Genomic DNA, 24,279 nt, shown 5'->3' with positions numbered 1-24,279 from the left:
CGTTTTCAACGGGGCTCCGCGGTAGAATTCACGCGGCCATTTTCAGTTTCTGTGCGGGCGTGATGCCGCCGATGCCCATATTGGGACGTTCGTTGTTGTAGGTCCATAGCCACTGCGTGGCAAATTCCTGTGCCTCCTCAATGCTTTCGATGATGTGCTGGTCGAGCCATTCATGTCGGACGGTCCGGTTATAGCGTTCGACATACGCATTCTGTTGCGGCTTGCCCGGCTGGATGTGGCTCAAGGCGATGCCCCGTTTCTCGGCCCATTCCATCAGCTTGCCGCTGACGTATTCAGGCCCGTTGTCGACCCGTATTGCCATCGGCTTACCGCGCCACTCGATGATCTGGTTCAGGCTGCGGATGACACGCTCGGCAGGTAGCGAGAAATCCACCTCGATGCCCAGCCCCTCGCGGTTGAAGTCGTCCAGAACGTTCAACAGGCGGAATTGCCTGCCATCCTCAAGACGATCCGCCATGAAGTCCATAGACCAGACCAGGTTCGGTTTCTCCGGTACGGCCAGAGCATCCGGCTTCTCGCGCCTCAACCGCTTGCGCGGCTTGATCCTGAGGTTCAGTTCCAGCTCACGGTAGATGCGGTAGACGCGCTTGTGGTTCCAGCGATGCCCCCGGACATTGCGCAGGTAGAGAAAGCAAAGGCCGAAGCCCCAGCTCTTCTTCGCCCGCGTCAACCCGATCAGGAGATCGGCGATCTGCTCGTTCTCGTCGTTCAGCTTGGCGCTGTAACGATAGCAGGTCTCGCTGACACCAAAGGTGCGGCAGGCGAGTGCAATGCTTACCCCGTGCAACGCCACCGCTTTCCCGGCCATCTCCCGGCGTTGAGATGGCCGCGTCACTTTTTTCCAAGAGCCTCTTTGAGCAGTTCCGCCTGCATGCTCATCTCCGCATACATCTTCTTCAGCCGACGGTTCTCGTCTTCAAGAGCCTTCAACTGGCTGATCATCGACGCGTCCATGCCGCCGTATTTGGCTCGCCATTTGTAAAACGACGCCGTGCTCATCCCGTGCTCCCGGCATAGATCAGGAACGGCAACGCCGCCCTCCGCCTGGCGCAGGATTGCAAGGATTTGCGGTTCGCTGAATCTGCTCGTCTTCATCAAAATCTCCTCGATCATAAAGCCCGAGAAAATTCTACTTTTGAAGTCCGTTATTCGGCGGGGGGATTACCGTTGGATCGACCGTCCTAAACGCTTGCTCGTAGCCGCAGGAAATTCAGCCTCGCGCCGGTGGTAAGCTGGGAATCCGGACATGCGATGATTAGGGCTGGATCTCTCGTGCCATATGACAATGGCGCTAACTCAATCCTTTTCCCGCGGTGCCAGGGCTTCGTTTCTCGGTGACTTGAAATTTGTCATAACTTTCAACGTTGCGAACGTGACGATCGATAGAACGATGGCGGTATCGTAGGATCCGAGCCCCACGGCGACGCCGATTGCGCCGGTCGCCCAGATGCTCGCCGCCGTGGCGGTCCCGCGAGTGCCGAGCTTGCCGACAAGGATTGCGCCGCCACCGATGAAACCGACACCGTTGATCAGACCTTCAACCACGCGCGCGGTGGCCTCGGCGTTGCCAAGTATGACCGTCTCTGCAGCCTGTATAAACCCACATGCGGCGATGGCGACCAACGGAAATGTGCGAAGACCAGCGCTTCGTTCGTTTTGTTCGCGATCCCAGCCGATCGGCAGAGCAAGGATGTAGGCCACCATCAAAGCTGCCAGATGCGGAAAAATGTCGAGTTTCACACCAACAGATAAAAGCCAATCCGTCACACGTACTTCCCCTTAAATGTCGCAGCCGATCAATTGAAGCGCCGACGAGAATGGCCTGCGCAACGGCTGTTTTCGCCAGGTCTCGACCTGAGGTTCAATTGCCGTGGCGGCGGATAACGCCAGCAGCGCGTCTGGAATTATGAGGCGATCAGCGGAAAGACGTTTTCCTGCCCGTTGAAAAGATGAGCGATCGCGCCAAGCCGCCGCATCACCGATTTCATGAGGTAATCTCAGGCGACAAAGATGACAGGCCACGTCGGCCCGCCAATACCTACATCCGCACTTTGGCGTTTTCGCCCATGTCCGGTTTGGCGCTGGTGACGGCTGCCGCTACCATCTTGATGTAGCTGATCACAGTGCCGGGACTGTCCCAGTATTCTGCCGAGCTTGGCGTAACTTTGAGAATGCGAATGGAGGGATCGTCGGGGCTGTCCCACCATGCCTTGGCAGGAGTTGACCAGAGATCCCGGATCTTCTCGCGGTCATTCTGTACCTCGGCTACGCCCGAAATCGACACATACTTTTGCTTCTTCGTGTCGGCGAAAGCCAGGCAGACATTTGGATGGCGCGCGACCTCGTCATCTTTGTGGCTCTTGACGTCGGTCAAGAAATACAGGGCGTTCTCAACCCGCTCGATGTAGGCCGACATTGGCCTGGCCTTAAGGTCCGCGCCGGATTGAGTGGTGAGCATGCAGAACCCGATCTTTTCGGCAAGGTCCCAGACCTCGCCGTTGTCGTCCTCGATGTAAGTCATACGCTTTTCTCCTTTGAGCCAAAGAAAACGACGGCTCTGGAATGACAATCCACGAAACCGGCTCACCTTGCCGGAGCGACAACTGCAGAGGTTGCGCCGCGGCCAGCCGCGCCATTTTAAAGGGCGCGGCCGCCCCTTGGCGATTAGGCCGCCTTGGATCGCTTCGATGTTTTGTTGATCGACGTCACGGCGAGGTTGGTGAGCTTGTTGTTCGTAGCCTTCTCCTGGTCGAGAATCTCGCTCAGAAGTTTGTGCGCCTCATCATGACCAAGATCCTTGGCCCACTCACGAAGAGAGCCATAGCGCGCGATCTCGTAGTGCTCGACAGCTTGGCAAGCGGCCAGTAGTCCGGCATCGAGAGCTGTTCCTTCGGCCTCTTTCATCAAACCGTCGGCCTCCTTGATCAGCCCTTCGATGGCATCGCATTTTTCACCAGACGCCGTCTTGCCGATCGACTTGAAAACCTGCTCCAATTTCTTGATTTGGTCTTTGGTTTCCGAGAGGTGTTCTTCGGCCGCTTTTTTCAGTTCAGCGCTGTTGGCTGCCTTAGCAACCTTTGGAAGTGCCTTGGTGATGGCGTTCTCAGCGAAATAGATATCCTGCAGTGTATGCTCGAAAATTTCAGCCAGCGATTTCAATGGTTCTCTCCTTGGCAGGTGAATGCAGGAGAGAAAGCATTTTGCGGAGGAATCGTTCCACTTCTCGTCGCCAAACCATACCATCCGTACGATCGGCACATTTAATCGCGGCGGGCGATCAGACGCCTCGACACCTACAAACTTGAAAAGAAGCACTGATGATGAGGGCTCACGCACGACCCTTTCAGAGCGCAAACCGCCGGGATCGTTCATGAGACGATGGGGTAGCGCAATTCGCTCACCTGGTCGGTAGGATAAATTCATGCCTTGGAGAACACTACGAACTCGGCGTGAAGAGTTCAGTTGTTCGCACCCGCAAAGACCAGAACACTGGAAGCAATTAAGAACATCTCAAATCTTCGCAGCATCGGGAACAAGCATGGCTGTGCCCCGTTTTGTCGTAAACCCGCTGTAGGCCAACGACATCGCACGCAGGCCTGACCATGGATCGTTTCTTTGCAAGGTTCGCCACCGCAACCGCACACGCAACAGGCAGCCCGCTTGCCTTCATCGTCTGTGTGATCACGGTTCTTGCTTGGGCACTGTCGGGCCCCTTCTTTGGCTTCTCCGAGACGTGGCAACTAGTGATAAACACGGGAACAACGATCGTCACGTTCCTCATGGTGTTTCTCATTCAAAATACCCAAAATCGAGATGGGGCGGCGCTGCAGGCCAAACTCGACGAAATCATATTGTTTACGGATGCCGAAAACGAATTCGTCGGTATCGAGAAACTGACGGACAAGGAGCTACAGGAGCTGCATGCTCGATGCGAGAAGGCTGCCCAGCGCTCGCATGCAATGCTTCAGAGCGCCCATGCCGAACGAAACGCAAGAGAAAATCGGTCGAAGCCGGCCTTCGATCGAGAGGATATCGAGAATCCGTCTCAAGCAAGCACCTCGGGTCGTTGATAAATGTGGCCCAGTGTCGGACGCCGACAGGCGCGAGTTGTTCTCCATGATCCATGGCGGTCGTAGATGTTCATCCAAGCGACCATTGCGAACGCGATAGCTATCGTGCGGAGGGCAGTAAATTCGGCTTGTTGATCATTATCCCGAAGCCGCCATCATCGTCTGAAATGAACTCTAAGGAATATCCGATCACGACTATCTCATTCGTTGTCGAAGGGGCAGAGGACGGCTTCTCAGTCCGGCAATATGCAGCCGTGTTCAGCTGCGAGCTAGACGGCCTCAAGGCCACCGAACCGGAACGAGCGAAAATCTACTACCTGAATTGAGCAATCAGATGAAAACGTTAGCGATCACCACGGCCGCCATCCTGATGAGCGCTGCATCCAGCTTTGCGCAGTGCAAAGCGAAAGTCGGCACCACAGTCAGCATCGTCAGTGCTCGAAACAGAACACAACGTGCATCACTCTAACCCCGGTCTTCCGGGGTTTTTTTCGTAGCAGCCAACCCGTTATAAGGTTTTGGCAAAGACTTATAACGCTGACAAGGCCGGGCATCGTTATAAGGCTTTGGCAGAGACTTATAACAGCGGTGCGAGATGAGCGAAGATGACTTCATCAGCAGAAGGAAACGGAGCTTCGACCAAGTGATGGCCGAACTTGTCGCCGAGAGGGCCGCCGCACTCGAGAAGGAAACACCAATGATGAAAGAGATCGACGTCAGCTATCGGACGATGTTCGCGGAGCTGGCGCAACGGACGCTCGATGCTCAATTCGTGGCGGACTTCCCCTTGGAGGGATGGTTCGTGAGCGTGACCGTCAAAGATCGCAATTACTGATATTTTGATCTCCCTACCCCCGAGGGCAAAGACAAGCGAAGCTACGTCGGTCCCGCGAGCGACGAAGCGATCACGGAGCGGGTGAAGGCCCACAAGGAAATCAAGGACAATATCCGGGAGCGGAGGCGCATGGTGAGCACGCTGCGCCGCGCTGGCCTCCCCGGTCCCGATCAGTTCGCGGGCGACGTCACGAAAGCCCTAGCCGACGCCGGATTGTTTCGGTTGCGGGCCGTGCTTATCGGGTCAGTCGCATTCAGCACCTATGCGGGGATGCTAGGCGTCCGCCTTCCCTCGGCGGTTATGCAGACAGGCGACGCGGACTTCGCGCAGGACTTCGCGATCTCGGCCGGGGTCCAAGACAGCCGGCCGCCTATCCTCGAAATCCTCAAGTCGGTCGATCCCGACTTCCGAGCGGTTCCGCACCAGGCTGACAAAGCCAAGGTGGTGGCCTTCCAGAACTCCAAGGGTTATCGGGTGGAGTTCCCGACTGGAAACCGAGGATCGGACGAATATACTGGCAAGCCGTCGCCCATGCCCGCCCTCGGCGGCGCGTCGGCGGAAAACCTCCCGTTCTTGGACTATCTCATCTACGAGCCCGTCCGGACGGTGCTTCTCTTCCGCGAGGGCGTGAACGTCCTTGTCCCCGCTCCCGAGAGGTATGCCGTCCACAAGCTGATCGTGTCTTCGCGTAGGCTGACGGACACGCTAGGACGCGTGAAGGCGGACAAAGACCTGTCGCAGGCCGCCTTGCTCTTCGAAGCCCTTGTGGAGACGCGCCACGGGGACGAACTGGCCGATGCGTGGGAGGAAGCATGGGAACGTGGAGATGCGTGGAAAGAGGGCATTGTCAGCGGCCTATCGAGACTGCCCAAGAACGGAGTGAAAGCCCTCGAAAAGGTTCTCGGTCCCGAGGTGGTGGAAAGCCTGCTGAAAAGGTGATCGACAGATGAACGCAAACCTTAGCCCTTACGACCCCGGCCCTTGCCAGCGTTGCGGCAAGCCGTCGGAAGTCGTCCTGAAGGTCAGCCAGCAAGTCGTGAACGGCGAGGACAAGCATCTGCCGGATCGCCGGCTGTGCCTCTGTCTGCTGCGAGATCGAGAGGAAAGAGCGTTGGGAAGCGGGAGTAGGGCCTTGAGAACCTCTCAAGGCCGCCGACGCATGCGGGCGCGGTTTCGTACGACAGACAAAAGCACGGTCCATTGCCGGCGATCGTTCAGACCGCCTCATCATCCCTTGCCGTCAGAGTTTATCCCTTTTCAAGCAAGCGAGCTGTGCGGTTATGAGCAAAGACATTAGCGATCGGATGTGAGTTATCGGGATGGGCGAGAGTTGCTTGAGTTGCGAGATTACGTCGGGAAGACGAACAGTCCCTGGGGGCGCGGTCCAAGAAACACGCTTTTTCCACGCTCACCAGGACGTCGCAAATCATCGTCACCGCAAAGAGGCATTTTTGCTTTTTGACGGAAATGAGCCAAGCCGAAACATCGGAATTTCTGCCACTGGTCCAACGCATTAGACGTGAGCAGGAGCGCCAACTGGGTATCGAGCACGTGTATTACTTCTACAATGAAGACACGAAACACCACTTCCATCTTTGGATGGTGCCGCGCTACCCATGGATGGCACGTTTTGGAAAATCGATCGAGGCGGTGCGACCCGCCTTGCTCCACGCGCGTGAGCAAATGAGTTCTGAACACCACTTGGCCGCAGTAGCCGAAGCGGCCACAAAGCTGAGGGAAAGCTTGGCCCGAGAGGTGGAAGGTGACTGACAAAGCGAACGACGCGCAGTTAGCCCCAACCGACGTGCGCCGTCCTTGGGCGGTCGTCAAGTTAGTCCCTTGGGATCAGAAACAGACGCCGACCTCACTCAACCAATCCCGATGGACACTGTGACCGGTATTTAAGGCCTGAAACGACCGCTTCGGTCGCACGCGAAGCCCTTCCGCCACGTCATCGCTCCCAACCAAAATCCCGCACGTTTCCTAGATCGTCCGCAATCCAAGGATGTTTCTAATTCAGATATAGACAACCCCAGGTGCAGATGATTATATCTTTGAAGGTTGTATTCTTCGTTTTCTCTACTAATAGGAGCATTCTTTGGAAGATGCAAGTTTAATCATCAAGATCATATTGGGGTTCAGCGTGATAATAGCGGCGGTTCTGGTTCTCTTGATGCTAGCCCCTGCTTAAGCCCCTTCCCCAACGAATAGCGGCGTCGAAACCAAAATCCGACAACTTAAAAGCCGAGTTTCAGGTCAGGGTCCGCCGTTCCGCGGATTTTGCGAAAGGCAGACCCGAAATCGTCGTCGAGTGCGGAGACCTCGCATCGCGCTGCAGACAACGCGAACAACCGATTGACGCCTAGGTGAAGATATCGATAAAACGCCCCATCGAATTTGCTCGCTAGCTTTGGTTATAGCGCAATTGGCTTCGCGCTCTGAACGAACCTTCCTTTCAAAATCGCTATCAGGCCTCAAGTTTCGCGCGGAGGCTCCCAGTATCCTACGGAAGGGCTCGTCATGATTGCCGGCACAGTCAAATGCTCCAGATAAGGCCTTGGCGTCATCCAACATGCAACGGCGGCGTCGGCCGGTCTGCCGCTATTCCGCCGGCGAACGCGCTGCTATGAGCGATCACGTCGAAGGCCGAAACATGATTTCGAAGGCGAGCGAGATCTCGGCCCAAAATCCCAGTTTGCCTGTTGCGTCCATAGCAATGTCTCAAGGCGACTATGTCACACAATCAACTAGGAAGACGCCTTGAAGAATTCCAGAGTCAGCCCGCTTTCCGGCCACGGCGCGGCAGCAACCGTCGACCGTGAAAAAGCCTGGCTAAAGATCCTGTCCACCTATCGACAGCCGCATATCGGCCGCAGCACCTTCGAGCTGACGGCGACCCTTGTGCCATTTGTTCTGCTGTGGGCAGGAGCTTGGGTCTGTTTGCACTTCGAGTACTGGCTCAGCGTGGTCCTTATCGTCCCTGTTGCGGCGGGATTTCTCCTGCGCTTGTTCATGCTGCAACATGACTGCGGACATGGTTCGTTTTTCGGGCGGCGCAGCCTGGATGACTGGACGGGGCGAATGATCAGCGTTTTGACACTAACGCCTTATGACTACTGGCGCCGCGCCCATGCCGTACACCATGCTTCGGCAGGCAACCTCGACGAGCGAGGTGTCGGTGACATCACCACGCTTACCGTTGCCGAATACGACGCCCTCACGCCAGGAGGACGGGTTCGTTACCGCCTCTACCGGCATCCGCTCGTGATGTTCGGCATCGGTCCCGCCTGGCTCTTCCTGTTCAAGCAAAGGTTGCCGTTCGGAATGATGCGCTCTGGCGCTCTTCCGTGGGTTTCCACCATGGCAACGAATGTGGCGATTGCCGCACTCTCGGGCATTCTTATCTGGGCAGTGGGTGTCGCACCGTTCCTCCTGATCCATCTGCCGATCGTCCTTCTTGCTGGGGCTGCAGGTGTCTGGTTGTTTTATGTCCAGCACCAGTTCGAAGACACGCACTGGTCAAGGCCACCCGAGTGGACGTTCCAATACGCGGCCATGCATGGCGCCTCGCACTACGATCTGCCGCAGCCCTTGCGCTGGATCACCGGCAATATCGGCATGCACCATCTCCATCACCTGTCGAGCCGCGTTCCCTTCTACAGGCTTCCTGAGGTCATACGTGATCATCCTGAACTGGGAGATATGGGCCGCATCACCATCAGGCAAAGCCTGGGCTTGGTGAAGCTCGTCCTTTGGGACGAGGCCTCCCACCGACTGATATCATTTCGAGAAGCAGACGCGCGCGAAACTGTGGCACGATCGGCTTTGCCGACACCTGCTTGAGCGCACCAGGCGCCGGCCGCGGCACGCGGCCAGCCCCCGTTCTCCCCCGGCTTGACCCGTCAAAAGAGCCGCTCGCCAAGAGGTTCAGCGTAGCGCCCGCCAGCGTCCAGGAACGTTATCCAACTAGCCGCTCCGGTCGCTTTCATCGCACCATCGTCGCGCCCAGGCTCCATCGCCTGCTTGCAACGGGTCGACCTCACGGTTTTTTTGCTGATCGACAAAGCAAGACCGCTCGAAATGTTAATTTGGACAGCTCCGTCTAGCTGCACAGCGTATTGCGGCAGCACGCCTGCAGTTTAGAGAACCGTTTTCACCAAGCGCGGATCACTTTAACAATCGCACAATGCTCCTCGGCGCCGTACCCCGCGTCTGTAGCGTTGCGAAAGAGATCAGAGGCAAAGGCGGGAAACGCGGTGTTGATGTTCAAATCATCCGCTATCTCGACGAGCCGCGTGATATCCACGCCGACCGACCTGATGGTGCTTTGGGGATCAGCAAATCGGTTTCCTTCGATGGCTCGACCCATGTGGCGCAGGTCGTCCGCAAACATCGGTGACAGGCTAGCTATTGTTTCGCCAAATTCCGCGACATCCATTCCTTCCGCAGCACACATCGCCGCCCCGTGGCTGAAGCCAATCCAGTGCCCGGCAAAATAGGCAAGAGCCGCATTAAAGAGAACCTTTGCGCGGCTTATATCGTTTCCGACGTGAGTAAGATTTGGAGCGAGCAGCCTTAAACTCGCTTCGAGCGAGGTGAAGACACTTTCTCGTCCGGCGATAACGATCGAGGCCTCAGGTCCACCGATCTGACTTGGCCAGGCAGAAATCGCGCCGTCAAGATAGCTTCCTCCGCGGTTCGCCACCCATTCTTCAAGCTGACGCGCTTGCTTCGGCGTGCCCGACGTGAGTTGCACGACGGTCTTTCCTTGGAGCAAGTCTGTCGCGCATGCGTCGAGGACCATCGAGGTTGCCGCGTAGTCTGACAGGCAGACGATAAGTGTGCTGCTGGCGGCAATAGCAGCGGACGGCGTTTCCGCCCTCGACGCGCCGAGGTGCTCCAAGGCCTCTGCCTTGCCTGGAGTTCGGTTCCAGACTGTAACGCTCCTTCTCGAAGTTATAAGCGCTTTGGCGAGCGCGCTGCCCATGCGCCCCAGCCCGATGACAGCTACTTCACTCATCACTTCACCCTTGACCGGATAGTTACACTGTGTAACTTACATATTGTAACTTTAGGTGCAAGGGGAAACCGTGAAGCTCAAGAAAGATATGCGTCGCGAACAAATGCTTGATGTCGCGATGCAAATTGTCCGGGATCAGGGCGCGGATGAACTGACGCTCGGGACCTTGGCTGCAAAAGCAGGGGTCAGTCGTCCGATCGCTTACGGACACTTTTCTACCCGGTCCGGACTTTTGCTGGCACTGTTCAAGCGGCTGGAGGAAAACTATGTCCACCGACTCCGCTCCGCGCTTTGCGAAGCGCCAAAGGAGCTCACCGCCGTAGCTGACATTATCAGCAAAGCATACTTCAATTGCCTTGCCGATTTTGGCCCAGAAGGTCTCGCAATATCCGCGGCGCTCAAAGGGACAGAAGAGATGGCCGCGCAGCAACGGCTCATGATTCGCGCATACATAGATTTGATGTGTAATGCCCTTCGGCCATTCTCAGAGCTGGAAGTTGGCCATATCCATCCTGTGTGCGTCGGTCTGTTAGGTGCAGCGGAGGCGCTTGCTTCCGAAACGCAAACCGGCGCGATATCTGAGCGGGTCGCCACGGCCGTTCTGGCGGCGATCATCATCAAAGGGGTCGCAAGTGAGCCGAGCAAGGTTGGGTGAATTTTACCCATGAGGCTTGAAGCCTCAATATCCTAAACCGGCTGGCCGACGCAGGATGCATCGTCAGGCGTCAGCAGTCTTTCGCAGCCGCTACGCTCATACGGCCGATTGATGCACGACGGCTCGTATCATCCACCGAACCACCCGCGATTGCCCTCTACAGAAACGCTGCTTCGTCTATCAGCGAGCGGGTGCTGCGGCACAACAATCGACGCGGAAAGGCCAGCGTCAATAACGACTAAGCGAAGCCCCGCGCGACAGGTCGGCTGTGCACTTTTACGATGGAGCGCATGGCCCGTTGTGCATTTCCAAGGAAACCGCCCTCGCGACAGTACCCACCTTGTCCCTTGGTGTTTCCTTGGCCGTTGGTCCGAGGAGCATATTTCAGGTTTCACGCCAAGCACCCGGGAGTATGCTGACAACAAACAATTCGTACTTGCCAATCAGCAAGCAACCTCTCGGCGTTTTCGAAGGGCTGCCTCCAAGGAGGTGCACAATGAGAGCCGCGCCATCATCCATTTATCTGATTATTCTTGCGACAATCTCAGTCGGAGTCGTCCGAACGGACGCTCACCAGGCAAAGACCGGCTGGACCTATCCTCTGGCGTGCTGCAAGGCCCATGAGGCAGGTGGCGATTGTGCTGCCATCCCCGCGCCCGACATTTTGCGAGGGGCTCGTGGTTTTTCAGTTTTCTTGCATGCTGGCGACCACCACATGGCAAGACGACCGCACGTGTTCTTTATCCCCTATGGCGATGAGATCCCCTCGGGCGATGGGCAGTATCATATTTGCCTTCATCCGACGGAAGACGACGTGAACTGTTTCTTTGCCCCACCTGACAGCAGCTAATGCGAATACGCCACCCCGGAGTTCAACCGCTCGAGGTCGCCCGCGTCCGTCATTCGCGGGCGCGATATCGAGGCGGTCCTCGCTGCCGTGACCGTAACCGAAACATCGATCCGAGGTTTCGGCAAATAAAGCGCGAGTCTCGCAACCTCATAGCTCGTGCGACGATCAAGGTAGCTGCTGAAGTTGACTTCGTACCAGCAAGACCCAGGCTCATCACACGACGCGAACAATTCCACCTGAAGTCACGCAACGGGATCTTTGATTGCGGTCCTTGCTAGTGATTCTTGATTAATTGCACCCCATCGCAGAACGCAATATTTTATTGCGTCGATGAGACGGGACGTCCACGGCCAGCGCTGCCGAACAGTTTCGGGTTCCGCACCAATCCCAGATGCCGTTCGACGACACGATCCACGAGGAGACGAGCGATGGGCACAACGACACCGAACAACATCATGCAGGTCGGCATGGGGTTCTGGGCGTCCAAGGCCCTGCTCAGTGCGGTTGAACTCGGCGTCTTCACCGAGCTTGCGACTGGCCCGGCCGAACTGCCGGATCTGCGGGCCAGGCTGAAACTGCACCCCCGCTCGGCCCGCGACTTTCTCGACACCCTGGTCGCGCTGAAGCTGCTCGAACGCGAGGACGGCCGCTATCGTAATGCCCCTGACACGGACCTCTTCCTCGATAAGGCGAAGCCATCCTATATCGGCGGCATCCTCGAAATGGCCAATGCCCGGCTCTACGGTTTCTGGGGTTCGCTGACCGAAGCCCTGCACACCGGAGAACCACAGAACGAAGCCAAGCACAGCGAAGATTTCTTCGCCGCGATCTATGCGGAACCGGCACGGCTGCGCGGGTTCCTCGAGGCGATGAGCGGGATCAGCGCCGGCGCGGCGCAGGCGATCGCCGCCAGGTTCGACTGGTCGAAATACACGACCTTCGCCGATGTGGGCGCGGCGCAGGGGATGGTGCCGGTGGTGATCGCGCGAGCGCATCCGCATCTCAAGGCCATCGGCTTCGATCTGCCCGCCGTGCAGCCGATATTCGACGACTTCGTCGCCCGGCAGGGCCTTACCGACCGCATCACCTTCCAAAGCGGCAACTTCTTCGACGGCCCAATGCCCAATGCGGACGTGATCGTGATGGGGCACATCCTGCACGACTGGGATCTTGCCGAAAAAAGGAAGCTCTTGGAAAAAGCGTTCGCTGCGCTGCCGAAAGGCGGAGCCGTGATCGTCTACGACGCCGTCATTGACGACGAGCGCCGCTTGAACGCCTTCGGCCTGTTGATGAGCCTGAACATGCTGATCGAGACCCGCGGCGGTTTCAATTATACCGGCGCCGACTGCCAAGCCTGGATGCGCGACGCCGGTTTTGTGTCCACGCGCGTCGAGCCGTTGCTGGGGCCGGACTCGATGGTGATCGGCTTCAAGCCCGGTTGATCGGAAACCAAACCCCGACCGTTGTTCCGCAAGACCGACCACTGGAGCAATTTCGATTGCCGGCAGCTGACAACGCCGTTGCTCAATCTGACTTTTGAACAGTCGCCGCAAAAGCGCCGCTACCAGCAGCCGACGTTTCTTGAAGTGCCGTCGGGAAAACCGAACCGCCTGCGCAATTCCCCAAGCAGCTAAACATGCAAACCCTCAAATATACCCGAGGGGGCCGCTTGACTCCCTCAGGCCGCGCCAGTATCAAGTTGTAGGCCTAACCCTACAATTGGATGCCATGCACCAGTCTCAGTCAAAACCAAGTCCCGCACTGTCGTTGTCGGATCTTCCCGCTCCCGATGTCGTCATTCGCCGGCTGAAACACCCCGGACGCTGGATCAGCGGCGGTCTCGTCATCCTGCTTCTGGCGGTGATCGGACGCGCCTTCGCCGTCGGGCAGATCCAGTGGACGGTGGTCGGCGAGTTTCTAACGGCCGGTGTCATCATCACCGGTTTCGGCTGGACGCTGCTCATTTCGGCCTGCGCGCTGGTGCTCGGCGTGCTGCTCGGCTTTGCCTTCGGCATCATGCGGCTCTCGGAAAACCCGATCCTGCGTTTTGCCGCCTGGCTCTATGTCTGGATCTTCCGCGGTACACCGGTGCTGCTCCAGCTTCTCATCTGGTTCAACATCGCGCTGATCTTTCCGAAGCTCTACATCCCAGGTCTTATTGACGCCCGCATGGTCGATGTGGTGACACCCTTCGTCGCCGCGGTTCTCGGTCTCGGCGTCAACGAAGGATCGTACCTCACGGAAGTCGTGCGCGGCGGTATCGGTTCGGTCGACAAGGGTCAGAAGGAGGCGGCCCACACTCTCGGCATGACGCCCGGGCAGACGATGCGGCGCATCATCCTGCCGCAGACCCTTCGGCTGATCCTGCCCGTGCTCGGCAACAGCGCGATCGGCATGCTGAAGTTCTCTTCGCTCGCCGCCACCATCGCCATGGGCGAGATGCTGAACGCGGCCCAGCGCATCTACTTCATCAACGGCGCCGTCATCGAACTGCTGTTTGTCTGCGCCGTCTGGTATCTGGCCGGAACCACGGTTCTGTCCATCGGCCAGTATTATCTCGAACGCCACTTCGGCCGCGATGCCGCAACGACAACCACCGAACGCCGCTGGTTCAAAGCCTGGGCGCGTCGTCCGGCCGTCACGGGTGAAGCATGACACTTGCAGTTAAAGCGGTCGGTATCCGCAAGAGTTTTGGCAATCACGAGGTGCTGAAGGGTCTCGACCTGGACGTCGCCTATGGCGAGGTTCTCTGCATCCTCGGACCCTCGGGCAGCGGCAAGAGCACGTTCCTGCGCTGCATCAACCACCTGGAAACACCGAATGGCGGCTACGTGTGGGTGGACGGCGCGATCATGGGCTACGAGCTCAACCGCGGCGCGCTGCAGGAATTGCCGGTCAAGCGACTGCGCGCCCAGCAGAGCCAGCTCGGCATGGTGTTCCAGCACTTCAATCTGTTTGCGCACCGCACCGTGCTCGGCAACGTCACCGAGGGACCGATGGTGGTGCGCGGTCTCAGCCGCGCCGAGGCCGAAGCCCGCGCCATGGCGCTGCTCGAGCAGGTCGGCATGGCGGCCAAGGCATCGAGCTACCCGTCGCAGCTTTCCGGTGGCCAGAAACAGCGCGTGGCAATCGCGCGGGCGCTCGCCATGGAACCGCGCGTCATGCTCTTCGACGAGCCGACCAGCGCGCTCGATCCGGAGCTCGTCGGTGAGGTGCTGGAGGTGATGCGCAATCTGGCGCGCGGCGGCACGACGATGATCGTCGTCACCCACGAAATCGGCTTCGCAAGAGAAGTCGCCGACCGCGTCGTGGTGATGATCGACGGCGAAATCCGCGAGAACGGCGCACCTCAACAGGTCCTTAGCAACCCCGGTGATGCGCGTGTGCGCAGTTTTCTGAGCCGCGTGCTTGCCTGACGACAAGAGTTCAAAAAAGGGAGAACAGGAAATGAAACGATTGCTGCCGATGGCTCTGGCGCTTGCCTCCGCCACCTTCATCAGCCTTGCCGCAGGGGCTGCTGCCCATGCCGCCGACGAGAAGCTGGCCGCCGCCCTGCCGGATGCCGTGCGCGACACCGGCAAGCTGAACGTCACGATCAGCCTTGCCTATCCGCCGATGGAATACAGCGACGCCGGCTCGACCGAACTGAAAGGCTTCGACATCGATCTTGCCAAGGCGATCGCCGAGCGCCTCGGCCTGACGGCGGAATTCCAGAACGTCGAGTTCCCGCAATTGATCCCGCAAGTGGTCACCGGCCGCTCCGACCTGATTATGACCGCCTTCTCCGACAAGGTGGAACGCCAGACACAACTGGACTTCATCGACTACTTCAAGACCGGCAACGTCTTCTATTCGACCGCCGACCACCAGGGTGAGATCAAGGCCGAGGCCGACCTCTGCGGCAAGACGGTTGCGGTCGCGACCGGAACCAGCTGGGTCACCTGGGCGGAAAACCTTGGCAAATCCATCTGCCCGGCCGACAAGCTGATCACCGTCATTCAGATCCCGACCCAGGCCGAGCACATCATGCAGATCCGCCAGGGGCGTGCCCAGGCTTCCGTCATCGGCCTTGAAGGACTGCTCGACCTGATGAAGCAGGAGCCGGACAAATTCTACCAGATCGGTGAGGTTGGCGAGATCAACCACTACGGCATTGCCCTTGCAAAGGCCAACACGCAACTGCGCGATGCAATCAAGGGCGCGCTCGACGCCATGAAAGCCGACGGCACTTATGCACAGATCCTCGACCGCTACGGCTTGAAACAGGCGGGTGTCGAGGAGTTCAAGATAAACGGAGCCACGAAGTAACAGAACCGCGCCGGAGCCTGCCTTGACCCATCCCCCTATGCCAGACGCCTCAACCGCAACGGGCGAACGCCCTGACGATCGACTGTCGCGGCTGCGCCTCGATCTCTATTCGAGCGAGCAGCTTTACCGGCAGCTCTATCGGGCGCTGCGCGCCGCGATCCTGAGCGGCGACTTTTCCGAAGGTGAAGCCATTCCCTCGGAGAACCAGTTGCGCGACCAGTTCGGCATTGCCCGCACGACTGTGCGCAATGCGATGGCGCTTCTGGTTTCGGAGGGCCTCGTCCAGCAGGTTCGCGGCCGCGGCACAATCGTCTCGCACCGACCGATCAGCCACAACATCTGGAACTTCGGCAGCTTCACGGAGCTTGCCCGAAAACAGGGCCAGCGCCCGGTGACGCAGGTGCTGGAGCACCGGGCAGACAACGGCCAACTCGTGCTGGTGCGCGCCCGCGGGCTTGCCAACGGCGACAGCGTGACATGGCTGAACGTCGACACGTCCGAGCTCGATCTCGCCCTTTATCCCGGGCTTGATCGATACGACTTCGCGTCGCAATCCCTCTACGAGGTGTTGCGCCGCGACTATGACCGTCACCCCCTGCGTTCGGAACTGCTGTTGACCGTCGTGCCGGCTTCCGATCGCCTGCGGGAGGTCTTTGCCCCGGCGCAGGACGTGCCGGGCTACCTTTGCGCCAGCGGGGATGTGCTCGACGCGGACGACCGGTTGGTCGAGCGCACGTCGATCGTCTACTCGCCGGCAGTCCAGATGAAATTTGCAACGCGCTGGGGCCGCGAGACCGCGCCGCACGGCGTGCAGGAGACATGACATGAGCCGCTTCGGCGACACCTTTACCATCCAAAAACCGATCCTCGGCATGCTGCACCTTGCCGGTGACGGCGCTCAGGCCAAGCTTGCCCAGGCCGAAGAGGAAGCCCGCATCATGGCCGGCGAAGGCGTCGATGGGCTGGTGGTCGAGAACTATTTCGGCGATGCCGAGGATGTCGAACGGGTGCTAGAGCGGATCTTCCACCTCGACCTCGGAACGCGCATCGGTGTCAACGTCTTGCGCGACGACTCCCGCGCCTTCGCGCTCGCGCGGACCTATCCGGTCTCGTTCATCCAGGTGGATTCCGTCGCTGGCCACCTGCCGCCCGAAGCAGACGTCCCCTTTGCGACCGAACTTCAGACCCGCCGCGACGGTGTGACGGCCCTGCTCCTCGGTGGTGTCCGGTTCAAGTACCAGCCGGTCCTATCAGGCCGGCTGGAGGAGGAAGACGTGCGCATCGGTGCGTCGCGCTGCGACGGGCTGGTCGTCACCTCGGACGCGACCGGCCAGCCGACCGACTTGGAGAAGGTGGCGCGATTCCGCGCTGCGACCGGTGGCGAGACGCCGCTCCTGATCGGCGCCGGCCTCACCGAAGCCAACGCCACCGAGCAATTGGCTCAGGCCGACGGCGCCGTCGTCGGCAGCTGGTTCAAGCACGATCACAAGGACACCGGCCGGGTCGAAGCCGCCCATGTCGCAGGCTTGATGCGTGTCGTGCGCGCGATCAGGAGTGCGGCATGAACGTCGTCCACGCCCGGCCGGTGACCCCGGACAATTTTTCCCGCTACGGCCGGGTGTACGACCTGACCGGTGACACGGACGGCAAGGTCGTCTGGACTGTCGGCGACGGCTGGAACGACGGCTTTACGAAAACGCCGTTGATCGACGGCCGCGGTCATCTCGGCATCACCCGTGGCGGACAAGCGCCCTGGGACTGCCGCGCGATGGAGCGGCACCCGCTGACCGAAGAGGCGATCTTCTGTCTCGCTGAACCGGTTGTCCTTGCGGTTGCGCCGGCGTCGGATGGCGAAGCACCTGATCGCGACGAGATCGAAGCCTTCGTCATCGCGCCCGGGCAGGCTGTCGTCATGGATCGCAATGTCTGGCACGATGCCTGCCGCGGCGTTTCCGGCCCCGCACCCTATTACTGGATGGCCGTCTGCGGCCTCGGCGAAAGCCCATGGGTAGCAGTTTCGGGCGGTCCGATAAAGGTGTCGGCGGCAGCGGGCACGGGACTAACCTTATGACTGCATTCTTCATTGGCGATGTCGCCCTCGACGAATACTACACCGCCGACCGCTGGCCCGGCCGCGCCGACAAGGGCATGGTCAAGGAGCTTCCGGCCGAAGCCGGCGGCTCCATCGCCAACGCCGCCGTCGTGCACGCCGGTCTTGGCGGCGATACGCAGTTCATATCGCTGCTCAACGACAGCCCATTGTCCGAGCGCCTGATCGCCGATCTCAGGCAAAATGGCGTCGGCGTCGATCACATGCTGATCGATCCGGCCATTCCGGAATCGCGCAACTTCATCTTCCTCGTCGAGGGCGAGCACATCGTGCTCACCGTCGAGATGGGCGAGCAGCCGATGTGGCTTTCAGGCGCCAGTCTGAAAGCGTTGCGCCAGCCGGGTTACCTCTACACCACGCTCTATCGCGTCCGCCGTCTGCACGCCAAGGCGCAAAACGGCGTTCTGAAGCAAGCCGATCTCCTCAGGGACCTGCATTCCAACGGGCGCCGGGCGATCTTCGATCTCGACGTCGGCGGCTGCACGCCCGAAGACATGCCCTATCTGACCGGCGCGGCTGTCGTCATCTTCAACCAGATCGGTTTCCACACCGCTTTCGGCCACGACGACATCAACCTCATCGGCGACTGGATGCGAGAGCACCAAATCGACCGAGTGGTGCGGACGCTGGCCGCCGACGGCGCGGAGGCTCGCAACCATGAAACGGTCTTGCGCGTGCCCGGCTTTACTTTGAAAGTCGTCGACGTGACTGGTGCCGGCGACACCTTTGGTGGAACGCTCACCTGGTGCCTGTCGCAGGACCAGAGCTTCGAGGAGGCGCTCGACTTCGCAGTCGCGGCCGCTTCGCGCGCCGTCACCATCCATGGCCCGCGCGCAGGCAAGGCGACACCCGAAGATGTCCTTGCCTGGCGCCGGCGGCACCGCCACCAGGATCGCTGAACTGGCCTCATGGAGCGCACACGAACCGCAGGCCCTGCGGTTCTCCCGAACCATGACAAACACAAGCGTTTGGCCGATCACGGGGCGCACCTACCCGGATTTCCCGTCGCCGTTTGCATCGATCACGACGCGTACCGGCCCACCGTCTGGTCGTGCGGCATCGGCGGGAGGCCGGGCGCAGAAGGCCATCGAAGGTAGCACGCGGCGATCGAGCCGCAGGACACTCCTCGAGCCCGTTGGTGTGTCAGCTTTGCGATATCAGTTTGCTCGAAGGGCTGCGGCGATGGTCGCATATATCGTTTCGACCTCGTCCTTGCCGATCGTCAGAGGCGGCGACAAGACGATCGTGTTTGCGACCGGACGAATGAGCACGCCGCGTTCGAAGCAGAATTCATAGACCTTCTTGGCGAGTGTCTTGCCGACGGCGGCGTTTTCGCCAAGCTCGATGCCCGCAAGCAGACCGAGGTTGCGGATGTCGACGACACCGGGCAGCCCCTTCAGGCTGTGCGCACATTGCTCCCAGTGCGGTTCGAGCCTCGCTGCCCGCTCGAAAATCCCCTCGGAAACATAAACGTCCAACGCCGCCAATCCGGCGGCGGCCGCCAGCGGATGGCCGGAATAGGTATAACCGTGGGAGAGTTCGACCGTACCTGGTGCCGCCTTTGAGGTAATCGCATCGTAGATGCGATCGCTAGCAATGACGCCGCCCATCGGAACCGCGCCATTGGTCATGCCCTTTGCCACCATCAGTAGATCGGGCTTTACCGAAAAGCGGTCGGCCGCGAAAGCATGGCCGAGCCGACCGAAACCGGTGACGACCTCGTCGAAGATCAACAGGATGCCGTGGCGCGTGCAGAGTTCGCGCAGCCGCTCGAGATAGCCGACCGGCGGAACGAGAACACCGGTCGATCCCGCGACCGGCTCAACGATGACGGCAGCAATCGTCGATGCATCGTAGGTCGCGATCATCTGCTCAAGCGCATCGGCCAGCTCTGCCCCGTGCGGCGGCTGACCGCGGCTGAAGGCGTTCTTCGCCGGATCATGCGTGTGCGGCAAATGCACCGTGCCGGGCAAGAGCATGCCGAACTGCTTCTTGTGCGGGCCCATGCCCGCAGCCGACAGGCCGCCGAAACCGACGCCGTGATAACCGCGCTGACGCCCGACGATGCGCTGGCGCTGCCCTTCACCCCTCGCATGATGGTAGGCAAGCGCGATCTTGAGCGCGGTATCGGCCGCTTCCGAGCCGGAATTGGTGAAGAACACGCGGTTCATGCCTTCTGGCGCAATCGACGTTAGCCGGTTGGCATATTCGAAGACCAGCGGATGCCCGAGGCCGAACGAGGATGCGAAGTCCAGCCGCGCCGCCTGTTTCTGGATCGCCTCCACGATGCGCGGATGGCCATGGCCAACGTTGACGCACCAAAGCCCGGCGATAGCGTCCAGCAGGCGGTGGCCGCCGCTGGTGAAGTAGTAGAGCCCTTCGGCACGGGAGATGAATTCAGCATTCACCTTGAAGTCCCGGTTGGCCGTAAATGGCATCCAGTAGGCATCAAGGTTGTTCGGGCCGGGCGTGGTGAGCGTATCCATGGCATGTGGACCTTCTGTGAATGGGCAGGGCGCGCGCGAGGCGACGGCGACCAAGGTTCAAGCGGCAATTTCGTCGCGATAGGTCGGGTAGCTCTTGAAGCTCGGATTGTCGGCCGGCAGCACCGCGAGTTCCATTTCACCTGCCGCCGGCCGCATCACGATGGTCGCGACTGTCGCCGAGACATGGCCGCGGGACGAACGATGCGGCGGACGGCAGACGGCGTAGGGATAACCAAACTTGTCAGAAAGCGCGGCTTTGACCTCGGCGACGCCGATCTTGTCGGACTTTTCGAGAATGCGGCGAACGCGCCAGTCGCGGTAAAAACTGTCCGACCAGCTTGAATGAGCCTGCTCACGCAATTTCAGAAGCGCCGTTTGGCTCTGCCAATGGTTGGCATGCACGATGAGATCGTTTTCCGGATAGATGTTGAACGCTTCGTCCGGTGCGCATTCGAAGCTGACGGCAAAGCCATCCTTGTGGCTCACGATGATGTTGTTCGACGCCGACTTCCTCGTTCCGGCAACGGCACGCATGGCCATCGCCAGATGTTCCTGTTGCAGGACCATGCGCCGGATGAGTGCTAGCGGCACGCCGTCGCCGGCAAAGTCGCGGTCGCTCTCGAGATAATTTGCCGTGACGGCGATGCCCTTGTCGTTCATGCCGCTGCGTGCAAGGCCACCGGCCTCCGTGAACGTCTGATAGGACGGACCTTCATCCGGCTTGACGCGCAAGACGATCGCCGTCTCCGCGCATTCTGCCATCCAGTCCCAGTTCTGCGCGTGCACGAGCTCTCCCGTGGCGCTGCGCTCAGGCAGGACAACGACACCGGTGCAGCCGTCGCCGGAATGCTCAGCCCTCGCAGCCTGGGTCCTTCGTGCCCTCGCAAGGATCTCAGTACGGGCATTGATGAGGACGACGTGCTCGAACGGCAAGTCCGCACCTTCGGAGATACCCTTCATCTCCACCACGAAGTTTGGGTCGAATGCCTCGATGAGCGGTACATAGCCGGCAACGATCGACTTCAGGTCGTCGGGCAAGACCCCGAGCGTCGCAAGCCGACCAGCATACAGTTCGACGCTGCGACGCACACGGTCCTTCGCCTGCTGCCCATACTGACGCCCGCGCTCGAGCGGAGTTCCTGAGATCGAAACGAACGGAAACGGTGCGGCGGTCATCTGTCTTCTCTTTCACTCTATGTTGCGTTTTGTGTGGTTAAAATGCACTATCACAAGGAATTGTCCAGAGGAAATCGAACAGCTATGTCAGAAGCGCACCCCAAAGACCGACCAGACCCTGGAGCCAGTTGATGAGCACGGTAAGCAGCCCGAGCGCTTTGCAGATCGACATTGCCCGGCAGATCCTGCTTCAGGCACAAAAAGAAGGCTGGCGGGCAGGTCATCCGATTGTCGAGAAGACCCTGGCAACAATGTTTGGCGTATCGCGCACACCGATGCGGGCCGCTCTCGAAATCCTTGCGACCAAGGATCTCGTGCGCCTCATCCCCAACAAAGGCTTTGTCGCCGCCACCGATCTCGGCAACGGCACCTACATCGAGACATTCAGTGAGAGCGAAACGGAGCGCCTCAAGCAGCAGATCCTGCGCGACCGCTCTGTCGGCACCATTCCGCAGGAAGTGTCGGAAAATGAGCTGACGGAACGCTACGGCATTGCGCGCGGGACGATCCGCAAGGCGTTGACGCAATTATCCTCCCAGGGCCTCATTCACCGCCAGCGCGGCCACGGATGGGCGTTTGTCGATTCGCTCGACAGCGCAGAAAGCCTGGCCGAAAGCTATCGTTTTCGCATCGCGATCGAGCTTGCAGGCCTTGCCGAGCCGAACTACCGCGCCGATCCGGATGCGCTCAAGGCCCTCATTGCCGAACATGAAAGCATGTTCGACCAGATCAATGCCGCCGGCAGCATCAGCCGCGACAGCTGGTTAAAACTGAACGCCTCCTTCCACGAGACACTCGCCACCTGGTCCGGCAACCGCTTCATCCTGCAATCCGTGCGCATGCAGAACGACCTCAGACTGCTGCGCGAGTCCTCGGTATTCGATCGGCTCCGGCCCGAGCGCATGGAGAGGTCGCTGAAGGAGCACATCCAGATCCTCCGGTATATTGGCTCCGGCGAGATCGAATTCGCCCAGCTTGCGCTGCGGCGCCACCTTGAATCGACGCTGCAGAAAGTCGAGGACCGGATCCGCAGCGAAAGATAACGCCTGCCGAGAGCGCATTTACCCCCCTTTTGGGGAGGCCGAGAAGGTTTGCGATTTTTCGTATTGCATTATGATCAAACAAAAGGCACAGTTCGCTCAACCGGAAAACCGGGCAGACCACAAAGAGGAGAACTGAGGTGAACCGTAGACAGAGACTGGCCGCGTCGGCCGCAGCACTAGCGCTGACCTTGGCCTGCGGCCCGGCCGCAGCAGAAACGCTGAAAATCGCACTCAATGCCGACATCCGCAGCCTTGATCCGGGCGTCAACCGAGACGCCAACAGCGACGCCGTCGTGTTGCACATAGTCGAGGGTCTCGTTGCATATAGCGAGGACGCCTCGGTAAAGCCGCTGCTTGCCAAGGAGGTCGCTGTCTCGGACGACGACCTGACCTACACGTTTAAGCTCAGGGATGGCGTCAAGTTCCATAATGGCAACGTGCTGACTTCGGCCGACGTCGTCTGGAACTGGAACCGCTACATGGACGAAGCTACAAAATGGCGATGCCGCAACGACTTTGCCGCGGGCGGCGCCGCCCATGTCGTATCGGTCACGGCACCCGACGACAAAACCGTCGTCTTCAAGCTCGAAAAGCCGAACGCCCTCTTTCAGGCAACGCTTGCCAGAACCGACTGCGGCATGACCGGCATACTCGACAAATCATCGTTTAACGCCGACGGCTCGTTCAACGTGCCTGTCGGCACCGGTCCCTTCCGGTACAAAGAATGGCGTAAGGGCGAATTCATCGACCTCGAAGCCTTTGCCGACTACGCGGTACGCAGCGAAGAAAAGCGGGACGGCTACACCGGCGCCAAGCGTCCGCTTGTCGAGGCCGTCCGCTTCGCCGTCATTCCCGACCGCTCCTCCGCCAAGGCTGCGTTGCTCAATGGCGACATCGATATCGTACCGGACGTTCCCTATGCCGATGTCGAGGAGTTCAAGCAGAACGCCGATACCGCCGTTTCGCTGGCGACCAATCCCGGCATCGTCGCGCTCCTGTTGCAGACGCGCGATCCGCTGCTCAAGGACATGCGCATCCGCAAGGCCATCGCCATGGCTCTTGACACCAAGACCATGGTCGAGGGAATTACGCTCGGTCTCGGCAAGGCCAACAACTCGCTGATACCGCCGACCTCAAAATACCACTCCCCAGCCCAGACCCAGGGCTACAGCTACGATCCCGCGGCGGCAAAGGCGCTGCTGCAGGAAGCCGGTTACAACGGCCAGCCGATCAAACTCATCGCCAATAGGCGCTACTCCAACACCTACGATGCGGCAATCGTGGCACAGGCAATGCTGCAGCAGGTCGGAATATCCGCGGAACTCGAAGTGCTGGAGTGGGCGGCACAACTCGACCGATATCAGAGCGGCAACTATACGGCGATGGTGTTTCCCTATTCGGGACGCTACGACCCCGCACTGACCATGGACTCCGTCATGGGCAACAAGGACAAGGAGCCGCGCAAGGTCTGGGACGATCCGGACGCGCAGGCCATGCTCGCCGACGCCGTGCGTTATTCCGACCCGGCCAAGCGCCAGGAGCTTTTCGACAAGCTACATGCGCGCTTCCTGGAAACCGTGCCCTTCATCATGCTCTATAACGGGCTCGAGGCTTCGGCCTACCAGAAACACGTCCAGAACTACGCGGCCTCGATCTTCTCCATGCCGAGGGCGTGGGAAGTCACGATCGCCGAGTAAGAGAGTTC

General features: G+C 59.6%; 23 protein-coding genes and 1 pseudogene. 17 read left to right on the top strand and 7 right to left on the bottom strand.

The genetic code is table 11. The annotated features are described in order from the left end of the window. Positions 1–28: 28 nt before the first annotated feature. The 4 genes from OVA00_RS35065 to OVA00_RS35050 all read right to left on the bottom strand — a co-directional run bounded on the left by OVA00_RS35065 (position 29) and on the right by OVA00_RS35050 (position 3,180). Positions 29–1,116 (bottom strand): IS3 family transposase gene (locus OVA00_RS35065; RefSeq protein ID WP_268090698.1). Its coding sequence is split into 2 segments (ribosomal slippage): positions 29–855 and positions 855–1,116, totalling 1,089 coding nucleotides; the frame shifts between segments, so codons are not numbered across the junction. 201 nt (positions 1,117–1,317) lie between these two features. Then, on the bottom strand, positions 1,318–1,725 hold the full coding sequence (locus tag OVA00_RS35060; protein WP_210333294.1) for an MgtC/SapB family protein: 408 nt from the start codon (positions 1,723–1,725) through the stop codon (positions 1,318–1,320). 334 nt (positions 1,726–2,059) lie between these two features. Continuing rightward, the gene (locus OVA00_RS35055) at positions 2,060–2,542 is read right to left on the bottom strand and encodes a pyridoxamine 5'-phosphate oxidase family protein (protein WP_060519017.1); all 483 of its coding nucleotides are present in this window, start codon (positions 2,540–2,542) and stop codon (positions 2,060–2,062) included. A 143-nt stretch (positions 2,543–2,685) separates the two neighbouring features. After that, a complete protein-coding gene (locus tag OVA00_RS35050) occupies positions 2,686–3,180 on the bottom strand; it encodes a YciE/YciF ferroxidase family protein (protein ID WP_034799916.1) in 495 nt (164 codons plus the stop codon). Positions 3,181–3,623: 443 nt separating this feature from the next. Here OVA00_RS35050 and OVA00_RS35045 point away from each other — a divergent pair, with 443 nt between their 5' ends. The 5 genes and pseudogenes from OVA00_RS35045 (at position 3,624) to OVA00_RS35025 (ending at position 8,769) form a co-directional block, all read left to right on the top strand. Next, on the top strand, positions 3,624–4,091 hold the full coding sequence (locus OVA00_RS35045; RefSeq protein ID WP_268090697.1) for a low affinity iron permease family protein: 468 nt from the start codon (positions 3,624–3,626) through the stop codon (positions 4,089–4,091). Positions 4,092–4,144: 53 nt separating this feature from the next. Continuing rightward, positions 4,145–4,417 (top strand): hypothetical protein, encoded by a 273-nt coding sequence (locus OVA00_RS35040; RefSeq protein WP_268090695.1) that lies wholly within the window; start codon positions 4,145–4,147, stop codon positions 4,415–4,417. 371 nt (positions 4,418–4,788) lie between these two features. Continuing rightward, positions 4,789–5,865: pseudogene (locus OVA00_RS35035) on the top strand (nucleotidyltransferase family protein). A 528-nt stretch (positions 5,866–6,393) separates the two neighbouring features. Beyond that, entirely contained in the window at positions 6,394–6,696 is a 303-nt protein-coding gene (locus tag OVA00_RS35030) for a hypothetical protein (protein ID WP_268090694.1), read from the top strand. Positions 6,697–7,686: 990 nt separating this feature from the next. After that, complete coding sequence (locus OVA00_RS35025) at positions 7,687–8,769, top strand: fatty acid desaturase (RefSeq protein WP_268090693.1); 1,083 nt, start codon at positions 7,687–7,689, stop codon at positions 8,767–8,769. A 310-nt stretch (positions 8,770–9,079) separates the two neighbouring features. On the opposite strand, the gene OVA00_RS35020 is transcribed toward OVA00_RS35025, so the two are convergent. Continuing rightward, positions 9,080–9,946, bottom strand: a complete 867-nt coding sequence (locus OVA00_RS35020; protein WP_268090692.1) for an NAD(P)-dependent oxidoreductase — start codon at positions 9,944–9,946, stop codon at positions 9,080–9,082. 70 nt (positions 9,947–10,016) lie between these two features. On the opposite strand from OVA00_RS35020, the gene OVA00_RS35015 reads away from it, so the two are divergent. From OVA00_RS35015 to OVA00_RS34970, 10 genes are all read left to right on the top strand, one after another. After that, positions 10,017–10,601 (top strand): TetR/AcrR family transcriptional regulator, encoded by a 585-nt coding sequence (locus tag OVA00_RS35015; protein ID WP_268090691.1) that lies wholly within the window; start codon positions 10,017–10,019, stop codon positions 10,599–10,601. A gap of 1,278 nt (positions 10,602–11,879) precedes the next feature. Continuing rightward, positions 11,880–12,893 (top strand): methyltransferase, encoded by a 1,014-nt coding sequence (locus tag OVA00_RS35010; RefSeq protein ID WP_268090690.1) that lies wholly within the window; start codon positions 11,880–11,882, stop codon positions 12,891–12,893. A 21-nt stretch (positions 12,894–12,914) separates the two neighbouring features. Beyond that, positions 12,915–13,085, top strand: coding sequence for a hypothetical protein (locus OVA00_RS35005; protein ID WP_162728724.1), 171 nt, complete (start codon positions 12,915–12,917; stop codon positions 13,083–13,085). A 94-nt stretch (positions 13,086–13,179) separates the two neighbouring features. Then, entirely contained in the window at positions 13,180–14,106 is a 927-nt protein-coding gene (locus tag OVA00_RS35000; RefSeq protein ID WP_034803346.1) for an amino acid ABC transporter permease, read from the top strand. Continuing rightward, the gene (locus OVA00_RS34995) at positions 14,103–14,867 is read left to right on the top strand and encodes an amino acid ABC transporter ATP-binding protein (RefSeq protein WP_060519003.1); all 765 of its coding nucleotides are present in this window, start codon (positions 14,103–14,105) and stop codon (positions 14,865–14,867) included. Before OVA00_RS35000 ends, OVA00_RS34995 begins: the two co-directional genes overlap by 4 nt. 31 nt (positions 14,868–14,898) lie before the next feature. Then, complete coding sequence (locus OVA00_RS34990; protein ID WP_060519001.1) at positions 14,899–15,759, top strand: ABC transporter substrate-binding protein; 861 nt, start codon at positions 14,899–14,901, stop codon at positions 15,757–15,759. 22 nt (positions 15,760–15,781) lie between these two features. Continuing rightward, entirely contained in the window at positions 15,782–16,582 is an 801-nt protein-coding gene (locus OVA00_RS34985; protein WP_127890328.1) for a GntR family transcriptional regulator, read from the top strand. Position 16,583: 1 nt separating this feature from the next. Further along, on the top strand, positions 16,584–17,324 hold the full coding sequence (locus tag OVA00_RS34980) for a BtpA/SgcQ family protein (protein WP_034803342.1): 741 nt from the start codon (positions 16,584–16,586) through the stop codon (positions 17,322–17,324). Beyond that, positions 17,321–17,830, top strand: a complete 510-nt coding sequence (locus tag OVA00_RS34975) for an ureidoglycolate lyase (RefSeq protein ID WP_051659646.1) — start codon at positions 17,321–17,323, stop codon at positions 17,828–17,830. The genes OVA00_RS34980 and OVA00_RS34975 overlap by 4 nt, the downstream gene beginning before the upstream one ends. Then, positions 17,827–18,768 carry a carbohydrate kinase family protein gene (locus tag OVA00_RS34970; RefSeq protein WP_168711269.1) on the top strand — a complete coding sequence of 314 codons (942 nt, stop codon included), beginning with the start codon at positions 17,827–17,829 and terminating at the stop codon, positions 18,766–18,768. Before OVA00_RS34975 ends, OVA00_RS34970 begins: the two co-directional genes overlap by 4 nt. A 258-nt stretch (positions 18,769–19,026) precedes the next feature. Here OVA00_RS34970 and OVA00_RS34965 read toward each other — a convergent pair whose 3' ends face one another. Continuing rightward, the gene (locus OVA00_RS34965; RefSeq protein ID WP_060518995.1) at positions 19,027–20,355 is read right to left on the bottom strand and encodes an aminotransferase class III-fold pyridoxal phosphate-dependent enzyme; all 1,329 of its coding nucleotides are present in this window, start codon (positions 20,353–20,355) and stop codon (positions 19,027–19,029) included. A gap of 57 nt (positions 20,356–20,412) precedes the next feature. Beyond that, a complete protein-coding gene (locus OVA00_RS34960) occupies positions 20,413–21,531 on the bottom strand; it encodes a C45 family autoproteolytic acyltransferase/hydolase (RefSeq protein WP_060518993.1) in 1,119 nt (372 codons plus the stop codon). 131 nt (positions 21,532–21,662) lie between these two features. Between OVA00_RS34960 and OVA00_RS34955 the strand changes: the two genes are divergently transcribed. Together OVA00_RS34955 and OVA00_RS34950 are read left to right on the top strand one after the other, a co-directional pair. Continuing rightward, complete coding sequence (locus tag OVA00_RS34955) at positions 21,663–22,574, top strand: GntR family transcriptional regulator (RefSeq protein ID WP_034803333.1); 912 nt, start codon at positions 21,663–21,665, stop codon at positions 22,572–22,574. Positions 22,575–22,711: 137 nt separating this feature from the next. Continuing rightward, positions 22,712–24,271: an ABC transporter substrate-binding protein gene (locus OVA00_RS34950; protein ID WP_268090688.1), complete on the top strand. Its 1,560-nt coding sequence runs from the start codon at positions 22,712–22,714 to the stop codon at positions 24,269–24,271. Positions 24,272–24,279: the final 8 nt, after the last annotated feature.

This window comes from Ensifer sp. SL37, from assembly GCF_026672675.1.
Classification (GTDB): domain Bacteria; phylum Pseudomonadota; class Alphaproteobacteria; order Rhizobiales; family Rhizobiaceae; genus Ensifer; species Ensifer adhaerens.
Note: the sequence above shows the minus strand (reverse complement) of the source record. Positions and strands in the feature narration are given on the sequence as shown.

What these genes read in the sequence shown, in the direction of transcription:
- OVA00_RS35060 (WP_210333294.1), bottom strand. Translation starts at nt 1,725, where the DNA reads ATGGTGGCCTACATCCTTGCTCTGCCGATCGGCTGGGATCGCGAACAA.
- OVA00_RS35055 (WP_060519017.1), bottom strand. Translation starts at nt 2,542, where the DNA reads ATGACTTACATCGAGGACGACAACGGCGAGGTCTGGGACCTTGCCGAA.
- OVA00_RS35045 (WP_268090697.1), top strand. Translation starts at nt 3,624, where the DNA reads ATGGATCGTTTCTTTGCAAGGTTCGCCACCGCAACCGCACACGCAACA.
- OVA00_RS35040 (WP_268090695.1), top strand. Translation starts at nt 4,145, where the DNA reads ATGGCGGTCGTAGATGTTCATCCAAGCGACCATTGCGAACGCGATAGC.
- OVA00_RS35030 (WP_268090694.1), top strand. Translation starts at nt 6,394, where the DNA reads ATGAGCCAAGCCGAAACATCGGAATTTCTGCCACTGGTCCAACGCATT.
- OVA00_RS35020 (WP_268090692.1), bottom strand. Translation starts at nt 9,946, where the DNA reads ATGAGTGAAGTAGCTGTCATCGGGCTGGGGCGCATGGGCAGCGCGCTC.
- OVA00_RS35010 (WP_268090690.1), top strand. Translation starts at nt 11,880, where the DNA reads ATGGGCACAACGACACCGAACAACATCATGCAGGTCGGCATGGGGTTC.
- OVA00_RS35000 (WP_034803346.1), top strand. Translation starts at nt 13,180, where the DNA reads ATGCACCAGTCTCAGTCAAAACCAAGTCCCGCACTGTCGTTGTCGGAT.
- OVA00_RS34995 (WP_060519003.1), top strand. Translation starts at nt 14,103, where the DNA reads ATGACACTTGCAGTTAAAGCGGTCGGTATCCGCAAGAGTTTTGGCAAT.
- OVA00_RS34990 (WP_060519001.1), top strand. Translation starts at nt 14,899, where the DNA reads ATGAAACGATTGCTGCCGATGGCTCTGGCGCTTGCCTCCGCCACCTTC.
- OVA00_RS34980 (WP_034803342.1), top strand. Translation starts at nt 16,584, where the DNA reads ATGAGCCGCTTCGGCGACACCTTTACCATCCAAAAACCGATCCTCGGC.
- OVA00_RS34975 (WP_051659646.1), top strand. Translation starts at nt 17,321, where the DNA reads ATGAACGTCGTCCACGCCCGGCCGGTGACCCCGGACAATTTTTCCCGC.
- OVA00_RS34970 (WP_168711269.1), top strand. Translation starts at nt 17,827, where the DNA reads ATGACTGCATTCTTCATTGGCGATGTCGCCCTCGACGAATACTACACC.
- OVA00_RS34965 (WP_060518995.1), bottom strand. Translation starts at nt 20,355, where the DNA reads ATGGATACGCTCACCACGCCCGGCCCGAACAACCTTGATGCCTACTGG.
- OVA00_RS34960 (WP_060518993.1), bottom strand. Translation starts at nt 21,531, where the DNA reads ATGACCGCCGCACCGTTTCCGTTCGTTTCGATCTCAGGAACTCCGCTC.
- OVA00_RS34955 (WP_034803333.1), top strand. Translation starts at nt 21,663, where the DNA reads ATGAGCACGGTAAGCAGCCCGAGCGCTTTGCAGATCGACATTGCCCGG.